5 protein-coding genes and 1 riboswitch are annotated in these 4,169 nt (G+C 24.9%); of the genes, 2 read left to right on the forward strand and 3 right to left on the reverse strand.

Annotation, left to right across the window (positions count from 1 at the left end; translation table 11 throughout):
- Nucleotides 1-26 precede the first annotated feature (26 nt).
- Nucleotides 27-1,106: a hypothetical protein gene (locus tag GBZ86_RS13270; RefSeq protein ID WP_152891398.1), complete on the forward strand. Its 1,080-nt coding sequence runs from the start codon at nt 27-29 to the stop codon at nt 1,104-1,106.
- Nucleotides 1,107-1,146: 40 nt separating this feature from the next.
- Here the strand turns inward: GBZ86_RS13270 and GBZ86_RS13275 are convergent, their stop codons facing one another.
- The gene (locus GBZ86_RS13275; RefSeq protein WP_327445266.1) at nt 1,147-1,794 is read right to left on the reverse strand and encodes a DUF3793 family protein; all 648 of its coding nucleotides are present in this window, start codon (nt 1,792-1,794) and stop codon (nt 1,147-1,149) included.
- 20 nt (nt 1,795-1,814) lie between these two features.
- Entirely contained in the window at nt 1,815-2,240 is a 426-nt protein-coding gene (locus GBZ86_RS13280) for a flavodoxin (protein ID WP_152891400.1), read from the reverse strand.
- 211 nt (nt 2,241-2,451) lie between these two features.
- Between GBZ86_RS13280 and GBZ86_RS13285 the strand changes: the two genes are divergently transcribed.
- Entirely contained in the window at nt 2,452-2,760 is a 309-nt protein-coding gene (locus GBZ86_RS13285) for a hypothetical protein (protein ID WP_152891402.1), read from the forward strand.
- 63 nt (nt 2,761-2,823) lie between these two features.
- Here GBZ86_RS13285 and GBZ86_RS13290 read toward each other — a convergent pair whose 3' ends face one another.
- Nucleotides 2,824-4,011 carry a chloride channel protein gene (locus GBZ86_RS13290; RefSeq protein WP_152891404.1) on the reverse strand — a complete coding sequence of 396 codons (1,188 nt, stop codon included), beginning with the start codon at nt 4,009-4,011 and terminating at the stop codon, nt 2,824-2,826.
- Between the two features lie 55 nt (nt 4,012-4,066).
- A riboswitch (Fluoride riboswitch) is annotated at nt 4,067-4,127 on the reverse strand.
- Nucleotides 4,128-4,169 lie beyond the last annotated feature (42 nt).

Consider the following 4,169-nt stretch of genomic DNA (forward strand, 5'->3'; position numbering starts at 1 on the left):
AAATATAATTTTCTAGGAGTTTTTTTATGAGTATTAATGGTACATTAAGTAATTTTATAAATAAATTAATTGAAGAATCTTTTCAAGGAATTTTATTAGGCGAATTAGAAACAGAAAAAATTTTAGATGATTTAAAAATAACCTCTACTATTAGTAATTCTGACTTTATAGAAAAATTTTTAACAAAAGAAATTATTCGTAATGAAATACTTTCTTTATTTTCAAAAGATATTGATAATAACAAAAGTTCCGTAGATGCTCTTGAGCCATATACTCCAGCATCTCCTAATGTTAATGAAAATCCTAAAATAAAAGAATTAATAAACTATTCTATGGTTGCAAATGTAGACTATATTAATCTTAATAAAAGTATTGTAATAACAGCTCAAGGATATTCTAATATTTTTACTGTGGTTTCATTTAATTTAGCTATGAAAAAAAAATTTTATATTCAGGAAATTATGAAAAGAGGTATACCTACTCTTTTGGTTGATAATGGAAAAATAAATGCTAAAGTTCTTATAGAAAATCCTCAAGATGAAATAATTAAGCAAAACCTTTCTTCGGGATTATATTATACCTTATATAAAAAAAATCCTGATGACTCTCGAAGTATTTTAGGAGAAGGAATAGCAAAAAATTTCAAAATTAAAGATGAGCAATTTATTAATTGTTCCTATGCTACATTAACAGGATTTATTGATATACCTGAAGCAAACTATTACACATTTAAAATTTCATCACCAGAAAACACTTATCTTTATATAAATGATAGTTTTTATAATCCTTCTATAAATGATAATATCTTTTTAGAAAAAGGCTTAAAAAAATTCTCTTTAATATATGAAAATAATTTAAAAAAAACATATAGTATTACTGTTACTTTTAATCCACCTACAGTTACCCCTATACTTATAACAGATTCTATATTATATTACTTAGACAAAAATACTGCTAGTACAAATCAAATAGTATTAAATTCTAATATTACTTCAAAATCATTAAATAATCTAACAGTAAAAACTTTTAGTGCAAGTACAGTAATCGATTATAATATTGCAAATTTAATAAGCAATATAGAAGTTAATTATAAAATTATTCGCTAAATAAATTAACCATATGTTTCTATAACATATGGTTAATTTATTATAATGCTAATATTTTATTATTAGAAAAATATTCTCTTAAATACAGAGCTAAATTAATTGTACACCTACCGTTAATAATATTATCTATAGTAACTTCTTTTGCTTTATCATATAAACTAAAAGTTTTTTGTGCTTCATTATATCGATTATAAACTTTCCAATATCCACAAACTAAACATTTCTTTTTAGTATTATTCATAAAATCTTTTACATCATCTACTGGATAGCCTAAAAAAATTCCTAATTCATGAGGACATTTGCAAATATCATATCTCTTTTTTAATTTACTTAAGCATTCACTTAAAGTATCTTCTTCATCATATCCTAACTCTATCAATAATAATTTATTATAAGGTTTATTTAAATAAATTTCTAATAATATTTTATCATACACTAATAATATTATTGAATCTTCAGTATCTCTTAAAACTATATATTCTAAGTTAATATTTTTTAAAAATGAGTCTCCATATCTGCACCATAATCCATAACTATTTTTACAATCACTTTTTTTTATGTTTATAGTAGCTGCAGGTTTTAATCCCGCACTAACTAATGATGTATTATAAATGATAAAATTCTCAAAATAATCTTTATTATCCATTTCACTTAATATTTTATAAAAAGAACTTAATTTTTCACCCACAGCTACTACCCCTCCTAAAACTATTTATCCAAGCTTGCTATTTCTTTTCCATAATTTATACATTCATCTATAGTATCACCTTCTGGTGTATAATTAACTATTACTGGTTCTAAAGGAACATCACAACCTATTTGAACCATTTTCTCTTGCCAATTTCTCATCCATTCACCATCACCCCATCCATAAGAACCAAAAAGAACTACTATCTTTCCTTTTAATTGATCTTCTATTGATTCTAAAAATGGACTAAATTCACTTTCTTCTAACTCTTCCGCTCCCATAGATGGACATCCTAAAACAACCACTTTTTCATTCTCTAATGAATCTATATTATTTGTTGATATATTAATTAATTCTGCCTTTTTGCCAGCTTCCTCTATTCCTTGTGCAATAAACTTTGCCATTTCTTCTGTATTTCCTGTACCACTCCAGTATATAATTTTCATAATAAAACCCTCCTAATTGATAATGCTTTTAATTGATATTGATTATCATTAATCTTATGAAATAATAATATTATATTTTTTATGCATTGTCAATAATTAATTGACTTTTATTTTCAATTGATTTATATTTTTATTTGTAGTACAATATAAAATATAAATTTATTATACAGATTTAAATTCTTTATAAATTAAAATAAAAAGGCGGTATAAAATGTCAATATATTTAATAACATATCATTTAAGAGAAGATAATGAAAATTGTGGATGTGGAAATGATGAACATCACCACCATAATGATGCTAATTTAATAAGAAAAATAAAGTCTTTAGGTGCTTGGGCTCATTTTATGCCATCAAGTTTTCTTATTCATACTTCAATGAATATAAATGAACTACTGAAAGATTTAAAAAGTATTGTTTCAGAAAAAGATCTTATTTTTGTATCTAAAATAGATTCAAAAACTTCTGCTTCTTTAACACCTGAAGTTTTAGATTGGATTGAAAAAAAAGAAAATAATTAAAAAATAAAAAAGTTATGAGTTTATTTTAAACTCATAACTTTTTTATTCTGCATTTTTATATAATTATAAATCTCCCCATATTTGAGCACCATATATACCCTTTTTACCTGAAATAAATACACTAATGACACAAACTAACATAATAAATATCATATTATTACTTCCAAACAATTCTAACCCCATCATAAAAGATGCTATAGGTGTCTTAGTAGCTCCTGCAAATACCGCTACTAATCCTAACGAAGCTGAAAATGCAAAAGGTAGTCCCATAAAACCGCCTAAAATACATCCAAGAGTTGATCCTATTACAAATAAAGGAGTAACTTCTCCTCCTTGATATCCTGCTCCTAAACAAAGAGTAGTAAGTACTAATTTAATAAAAAAACTATAATACGATACATTTCCATTAAAAGCATCACTTAATAATCCTAAACTTAATCCATTGTATAATCTATTGCCTATAAGTAATGTAATAATAACCATTAACAAACCACCTACTATTGTTTTCATATAAGATTTTTTTAAGTATTTACTTAATATCTCTTTAAACCAATGAGTAAAAAGTGAAAATAATTTGCTTACTATACCAAAACAAATTGCCATTATTATAACTTTTATAACAGTAGATAGTATAAAACTCTCTGATGGTGGAATAATAAAATGAGTATGTGTAACTCCTATATATTTAACTACCCAATCTCCTACCAATGCTGCAATTATTGCTGGTAAAAAAGCCTCATAAGTTAAGTTTCCTATTCTAGCTACTTCTAAAGCAAATAAAGTTCCTGCTAATGGTGTGCCAAATACTGATGAAAACCCTGCTGACACACCAGAAATTAGTAATATTCTCTTCTGAACTCCATGTAATTTTATTTTATCTGAAATAACACTTCCTATAGTTCCTCCAATTTGAACTCCTGTACCTTCTCTACCAACAGATGCTCCAAATAAATGCGCTAATATAGTTCCTATAAAAACTAACGGCGCCATTATAAAATGTATTTTTTCATTACTTCCATTTATATTTTCAATAATAATATTATTACCTTTATGAGAATTTTTCCCATATTTTTCATAAGCATAAGTCATTATAGCACCTGAAAATGGCAATATAAATATTAGCCATTTATAATTTTGATTAAAATAAGTAGCTTTTTCTAATCCTATTAAGAATAATGCAATTATTAAACCTGTTATTATTCCTATTATAGATGCACATAATCCTAATTTTAATATAATTTTTCTTTTCATTAGTAATCCTCCTTTTTTTCCATGTAAAATAATAGACTCCTACAAAATAATTAATTATTTTGTAGGAGTCATCAGCATTTACGCATTTAAACGGGAACTCCATCCCAATATATTTTGTATATCACTTATTATATAATATCATAAATTATATATTTTTC

It is taken from the genome of Clostridium tarantellae (assembly GCF_009295725.1).
GTDB lineage: Bacteria > Bacillota > Clostridia > Clostridiales > Clostridiaceae > Sarcina > Sarcina tarantellae.